This window comes from Bacteroidales bacterium, assembly GCA_012517825.1.
GTDB lineage: Bacteria > Bacteroidota > Bacteroidia > Bacteroidales > JAAYUG01 > JAAYUG01.
In genome coordinates this window covers 1-6,396 of the sequence record JAAYUG010000001.1, presented here as the reverse complement: position 1 = coordinate 6,396, position 6,396 = coordinate 1, and the positions used below count along the sequence as shown (strand labels likewise).

General features: G+C 44.6%; 7 protein-coding genes. 3 read left to right on the top strand and 4 right to left on the bottom strand.

The features are described 5' to 3' along the window. On the top strand, window positions 1-138 hold a 138-nt coding region (locus GX419_00035), incomplete at its 5' end, for a hypothetical protein (protein NLI23080.1). A gap of 36 nt (window positions 139-174) precedes the next feature. On the opposite strand, the gene GX419_00030 is transcribed toward GX419_00035, so the two are convergent. Then, complete coding sequence (locus tag GX419_00030; GenBank protein ID NLI23079.1) at window positions 175-1,074, bottom strand: hypothetical protein; 900 nt, start codon at window positions 1,072-1,074, stop codon at window positions 175-177. Window positions 1,075-1,353: 279 nt separating this feature from the next. Here GX419_00030 and GX419_00025 point away from each other — a divergent pair, with 279 nt between their 5' ends. Beyond that, window positions 1,354-2,301, top strand: a complete 948-nt coding sequence (locus GX419_00025) for a phosphatase PAP2 family protein (GenBank protein ID NLI23078.1) — start codon at window positions 1,354-1,356, stop codon at window positions 2,299-2,301. Between the two features lie 52 nt (window positions 2,302-2,353). Then, window positions 2,354-3,475, top strand: coding sequence for a hypothetical protein (locus tag GX419_00020; GenBank protein NLI23077.1), 1,122 nt, complete (start codon window positions 2,354-2,356; stop codon window positions 3,473-3,475). Between the two features lie 7 nt (window positions 3,476-3,482). On the opposite strand, the gene pncB is transcribed toward GX419_00020, so the two are convergent. The 3 genes from pncB to GX419_00005 all read right to left on the bottom strand — a co-directional run bounded on the left by pncB (window position 3,483) and on the right by GX419_00005 (window position 6,237). Next, window positions 3,483-4,640 (bottom strand): nicotinate phosphoribosyltransferase, encoded by a 1,158-nt coding sequence (gene pncB, locus GX419_00015; GenBank protein ID NLI23076.1) that lies wholly within the window; start codon window positions 4,638-4,640, stop codon window positions 3,483-3,485. Between the two features lie 13 nt (window positions 4,641-4,653). Further along, window positions 4,654-5,445, bottom strand: coding sequence for a nicotinamidase (locus GX419_00010; GenBank protein NLI23075.1), 792 nt, complete (start codon window positions 5,443-5,445; stop codon window positions 4,654-4,656). Between the two features lie 63 nt (window positions 5,446-5,508). After that, window positions 5,509-6,237 (bottom strand): NUDIX hydrolase, encoded by a 729-nt coding sequence (locus tag GX419_00005; GenBank protein ID NLI23074.1) that lies wholly within the window; start codon window positions 6,235-6,237, stop codon window positions 5,509-5,511. Between the last annotated feature and the right edge of the window lie 159 nt (window positions 6,238-6,396).

Sequence of the window (6,396 nt, the reverse complement as noted above, 5' to 3'; positions counted from 1 at the left end):
CCCGATTTTTATTTCAACCGGGCAGTGGCTGAACTGAATGCCGATATGGTGAATGAAGCATGTGCCGACCTGAAAAAAGCAGCAGAACTTGGAGACAAAGAAGCGAAAACGTATCAGAATGAGTTCTGTAAATTCTGAATTCCGGAACAAAATGCTGTTAACACTATTGGTAGCTTACCACAGGAGCATATAGCTCAGGTTGAAGTTGTACATCACCACCCAGTTGTCATTAATAAATGAAGGTTGATTCAAGGGCTTAAGGAAAGTAATTCCTCCCGTCAGCATAAAATTTTTCCATGAGAAGCAAACCGGGACAGAAGCCATGAACGATGTGAAGGTAAATTTCTTTTCTTCCAGCAACATAGCTTTTATTTGCTCCTTTGTATACCCCATCAATCGCCACCTGTACATATAGTAAACAGGATGCTGCAGAAACTGGTTCAGCAGGTATTCATTATAAAACTGCTGCGAACTCAGGATGGTGAAGACGCCCGGCATGAATCCGGTGCTGACATTACGAAAAGGGAAGTTGTCGATGGAAAAATTATAGGAATTCTGAAGGGATAGAAAAAACTCTCCTGTATTTCCGATGAGATAAAAGGCGCTGGCACTTACATCAGCAAACTTTCCGCTGTAGCCTGCATCAAGTTCCATCTGGTGATCAAAGGTGGAACGGAGGGTTGTGGTATTTTTACTATAGAAAAAGCGGGTATAGGATCCGGAAAGGTAAAGGTCCAGCGGAAAACTAAAACGATACCCGAGGGTGAAATCATACTGATGGGTAGCTTTGTTCAGCGATGTGTCCGAGTTATCGATCAGGCTGTATCCGGCAGTTGCTTCCATGCCGCTGCGCGACGCATAGCTGAATACAGAAGAAAAACAGGGTTGTGAAACGGTTGTATTCAGATTTCCGTAAACGATATTGTCACTGGCATAATCGGCCGAAACCAGAATGCTGTTGAATGTTACTGAATCAGGTTGTTGAATGGTCGGAGAAGCGGCCAAAACAGAACAGGCAGAGAAGATACTTAACAGAAAGATCATTGTCCGGTTCCTGTCCGAATATTTACCCATCGATTTGAAAAATGGAAATACAAAAATAATTGTTTTGAGAATGTCTCAAAATTTCGTTTTTCGACATCCCCAATAAGAATCTTATATATCGGTCGGGTAGTGCATAGCACCTATTAAATTTCTGAGCATTTACTTTTTTGTCATTTTGGCATTTATTGCCGGCAGAACGGTAATTGTGTCAGTTTTTCCTTTATTAACGATATCATTTAGACTATAAAAAAACAGAGTTTTGAAAAAAAAACGATATTTGCATTGTTTTTGTAATTACCTGTTAACGATATGGAAACCAACAGAGAATTAACACAGGTAATCAGATTTCGTCCTGTTGAGTGGGCCCTGTTGATTTATCTTGTTGCTACCGGCCTGCTCAACATATTCTATTTTAAAACTCTGGGAGCAACCTGGTTACATCTGGGAGCCAGGGTAACCATTTTCAGCGGACTCATGCTGCTCATTATTCTGCAGGTAAGGTTCAATAACCGGTTTATCGATTTTCTGCGCAGCTTTTACCCTTTGGCCACCCTGGGATATCTTTACGGAGAAACAGACTTTTACAACAATATCTGGCATAATTACCTGGATACGTGGTTTGAAAAAACCGATTTCCTGATTTTTGGTTTTCAACCCAGTATTAAATTTTCTGAAGTTTTTCACTGGACATGGTTTCAGGAACTTATGAGCCTGTCGTACATGTCCTATTTCCTGATGATTTTTGGTGTGCTTTGGGCAATCTACCGCTATAACAGAGAATATTTTAACCGCAGTATTTTTATTGTTCTTCAGTCGTTCTTCTTTTATTATTTGATATTCATTGTTATACCGGTTCAGGGACCGCAATTCTGGTTTCCGGCACCATTGAACGGACTTCCCGAGGGAGGGGCTTTTCAGAAACTGTTACGGTTCATTCAGTCAGTTGGCGAGCGGCCAACAGGTGCTTTCCCCAGCTCCCATGTAGGAATTTCTGTTATTCTTTGCTATCTCTCCTATCACTATGCCAGACCATTATTCCGCTGGATGCTCGGCATTCTGGTGCTTCTTTCCTGCTCGGCTGTTTACCTTAAAGCCCATTATTTTATTGATATTGTTGGCGGGCTTCTGACGGCACCTCTTATGATTCTGCTTACTACTTCCCTGCTCAGTTTGTTCAGTGAACGCAGCCGTGAATGGATACGAACCCTGCGTCCGGCCGGAATCGTTCTGTTTGCTCGTCGTAACAGAAACCGGTAGGAGAGGATAACGGAAATAAAAAAAGTATATCTTTCGCCCAAAATTTAATCCGATGAGTTTAGAAATCCGTGAGGTAAAAACTGCGAAGGAACTTCGTACGTATATCTATTTGCCGGAAAAGATACACGCCAATCATCCGAACTGGGTGCATCCCTTATACATGGATGAGAAGGTTTTTTATAACCCCAAAAAGAATAAGTCTTTTTCCTACTGTGATACCGTTCTGGCTCTGGCCTGGAAAGACGGAAAACCGGTCGGAAGAATCATGGGAATCATCAATAACCGTTACAATGAGCTTCACCAGGAACGAAATGCGCGCTTTGCTTTTCTGGATTGCGAAAAAGATCTGAATGTTTGCCGGGCACTTCTCGAGTACATTGAAAACTGGGCGCGAAACAAGGGGATGGTTAAGCTGGTCGGTCCTCTGGCTTTTTCCGATAAAGATCCCCAGGGGTTTCTTATTGAAGGTTTCAACGAACGGGTTGTAATTGCTACCAATTATAATTTCCCCTGGATGCCGGAATTTATGGAAAAACTTGGTTATGCCAAGGAAGTGGATCTGGTATCTTATAAACTGATCATTCCGGAGCAGATTCCTGAATTCTACACAAGGATTTATGAGCGGATTATGGTGGACAATCAATATGTTCTCCATGAATTCACTACCAAAAAGGAACTAAAACCGTGGATTGTGCCGATCTTCAGGCTCATCAATGAAGCCTATGCCGATATTTACGGGTTTATTCCCCTGCAGGAAAAGGAAATGTATGAGCTGGCAGGGAGGTATCTTCCGGTTCTCGACCCGCGGTTCATCAAAGTTATTACAAGCCCTGATGGCGAAGTGCTGGCTTTTATTGTGGCCATGCCCGAACTGAGTGAGGGTATCAGGAAGGCAAGAGGAAGACTTCTTCCGTTTGGAATTTTCCATATCCTGAGGGAATCAAAACGGACCAGGATGCTTACAACCCTTCTGGGAGCAATCAAGGAACCATACAGGGGAAAAGGACTTGACAGTATACTGGCTATTAAGACCCTCGAGTCAGCTAAAAAGGCCGGTATGGAGTTTATCGATAGCCATCTTATTCTCGAGCATAATACCCGCATGCGGGCCGAATATGAGCATGTCAACGGCATTTTACATAAACGGTTCCGCATCTATCAGAAACCTCTCTGAAATTGATTTACAGGTTCAGCATTTTAAGGCAAAGCTGAATATCCTCCTCTTCGCCGGTGTGCTTTCCGGGTACATCAGATAGCTTGACGGTTTTAACCCATCCGAAGCGGGGATGGGGCTTGGCTGCTGTCATTTTAATCACAATATTCAAGGGGGAAACTCCAACATCATTGGTTAAAAATGTCCCGATACCGTAAGCATCATGAATACGTCCGTTGACGTGTTGTTTTATTCGCCTGACTTCTTCGAGGTTGAGTGCATCGCTGTAAACGATGGTTTTTGAGCGGGGATCGATTCTGTTTTGTTCATAAAACCGGATGGTTTTTTCGGTGAATTCAATGGGATCGCCGCTGTCCCAGCGCACACCATCAAACAGCTTCGCATGTTTCAGGGTGAAGCTCCGGAAAAAGGCTTCACTGGTAAAAGTGTCGGAAAGGGCAATGCCCAGACTACCCTGGTACACATCCACCCACTTCTCCAGTGCTATGGTATTGGCCATGCGGTATCCAAAATGGGCGGCATGGTACATGAACCATTCATGCGGATGGGTTCCCATAGGGGTCAGATTGTGCTTCATGGCAAAATACACATTGCTGGTACCAAGAAAATATCGGCCGGCATGAGCGATAAGCGTCTGAAGCACCCTGTCCTGAACTTCAAATGAAAACCTCCGCCGTGTGCCAAATTCTGAAAAATCAGCCTCCAGTTTTTTCAGCTCTTCTGCTTTTACCCTGGCCTTTTCTTCAATACCTTCGGGGTGTTTCCCCCTCATCGTATAGTAAAGTTCCGAAATCATGGCCAGCAGAGGAACCTCCCACAATACCGTACGGTACCAGGGACCTTCAATCTCAACCTCCAGATTGCCTCCTTCCTGTCTGATGGTAACTTCTTCCGGATTATAGCGGTATCCTTTCAGCAGATCAAAAAAAACGGGGTCAAGATAGTAACATCGGCGGCGCATAAATTCTTCTTCTTCCCTGCTGAGAAAAACAGATGCCATATGATTAACCTCTGCTGTCAGTTTCCTGTCAAATCCCTCAGGAAAAGGCGTTTCGCCCCGGTTAATAAACCTGTACCGTGCAAGAGCTTCAGGATAAAGCTTCTGAATGGCGTTCATTGTAGTGAACTTGTACAGGTCATTATCGGTAAAATAATGAATAATCATAGTGGTTGCTTTTTTAAGCCATAACGGGGGTTTGGGAATCGCTTCTTCTCATGCCGGAGGCAAAAGCCTTTTCATAAATTGTGCTGGCAATATTCTCAAATCCGGGAACGGAGGATGTGCAATCTTCCAGCAATATAGTCTTTTTTAGCAGATGGGGAAAATCACCCAGCTGTTTGATCGTATTGGCCACACAATGGCTTTTGGCTTCTCCGGCAAGGTAAATGTTGTCATACATCTCAAGTTCCTTAAGAAGTTGGTAATTCACCCTGGTGTCTTCATCATCCTCAACAGGAATATTGGCACGGATGGCTCCAAAGTGTTCCGTGAGGGGATTGGTCCCTTTGATTACGACCCGGAAGAATCTTCCTTCACCGGCCCATTCACGCACGGCATCCATAACCTCATCCGCAATGGCCGCACCCCGGCTTCCCATAATGCAATGCTCGGGCCAGATGGTATGCATGTATTCACCCTGTTGTTCCAGTTTTTTTACATACGCATGCGCTGCATCCTGAAAAAACAATGCCCTCCATTTTCCTTCTGCAATGTCCTGCCATGAAATCTGTGTGAAGGGTTCGGGATGCCTGCCCTCCCTGTCTGCCCAGAAAACGGGATGGGAAATGTCCGTTACCTGATGAAAGTCCATGGTGAGAATAATCCTTTCCATCACATTCTTGTTATTCCTGATGAAACCGGCCGTTCTCACAACGTCATTTTCAGCGCCCGGAACATAGAGAGTGCCGTCAGGATGACAGAAATCATACTGCATGTCGATCAGCAGCAAAGCATTTCGTTGACGTATCATGGCTGTTGTTTTTCTGTTCAAATTCAGCATTAATTAAGAAGACAGGTAAAACCATTGGAATGTTCATGATTTTGGTTTTGCGGCAAGAGTTTCTGAAAAAGCAAAGGCTTCAGGATAGCAACCCTTCTGCTTCAGCATCTCAAAACGGGAATGATCAAACTGAAAGTAACGTGCCCGCTTATGTGGTACTCCGCTGGTTTTTTCTTCCAGGGGTATCAGGAGTCCGGTACGGAGCATTTTGCGATAAAAGTTCCGGCGGTCAATGCGTTGACCCATAACCGATTCATAGAGCCTTACCAGTTCCGGAAGGGTGAATTTTTCTTCGAGCAGCTCATACCCTATGGGCTGGTAGCAGATTTTTTGCCTGAGCCTTTGCATGGCGGTACGGAAAATAAGTTCATGGTCGAAAGCAAGTTGGGGAAGATGGGTTACCGGAAACCATATTGCCTGCCTGGCATCGTCTCCTGCTACGGGTTGCGTGCGGGACTGCCTTACCAGCGCAATGTAGGCCACCGAAACAACTCTTCCGCGTGGATCGCGGTTGAGTCCAGAAAAAGCATATAACTGTTCAAGGCAGGCATCCTTTATGCCTGTTTCTTCTTCCAGTTCACGCCTGGCACATTGTTCCGAGGTTTCATCCATTTCCAGGAATCCTCCGGGGAAGGCCCAGTACCCTTTAAAAGGATCATTTTTCCTTTCAATGAGAAGGACATTCAGTTGCTTCCCGTCAAAAGCAAAAATCACGCAATCGGAACTTACGGCAGGCCGGGGGTATTCGTAACAATAAGGCATATTTCTTTGTGTAAAACTTACACAAGGCTAAAAAAAGTAAGGTAAAATAAAATTATTTTTGTTTTCCTTCTTCCGCTCTCATGCGGGGCATGGAGCGTAAGTCGTAAAACAGAAAAAGCCGCTTTCGCGGCATGCTTTGCTTGTGGAGCCGCGGGGATT

Excerpts from the sequence above, each read along its gene's own strand:
- GX419_00030 (NLI23079.1), bottom strand. The coding sequence starts at position 1,074 with ATGGGTAAATATTCGGACAGGAACCGGACAATGATCTTTCTGTTAAGT.
- GX419_00025 (NLI23078.1), top strand. The coding sequence starts at position 1,354 with ATGGAAACCAACAGAGAATTAACACAGGTAATCAGATTTCGTCCTGTT.
- GX419_00020 (NLI23077.1), top strand. The coding sequence starts at position 2,354 with ATGAGTTTAGAAATCCGTGAGGTAAAAACTGCGAAGGAACTTCGTACG.
- pncB (NLI23076.1), bottom strand. The coding sequence starts at position 4,640 with ATGATTATTCATTATTTTACCGATAATGACCTGTACAAGTTCACTACA.
- GX419_00010 (NLI23075.1), bottom strand. The coding sequence starts at position 5,445 with ATGATACGTCAACGAAATGCTTTGCTGCTGATCGACATGCAGTATGAT.
- GX419_00005 (NLI23074.1), bottom strand. The coding sequence starts at position 6,237 with ATGCCTTATTGTTACGAATACCCCCGGCCTGCCGTAAGTTCCGATTGC.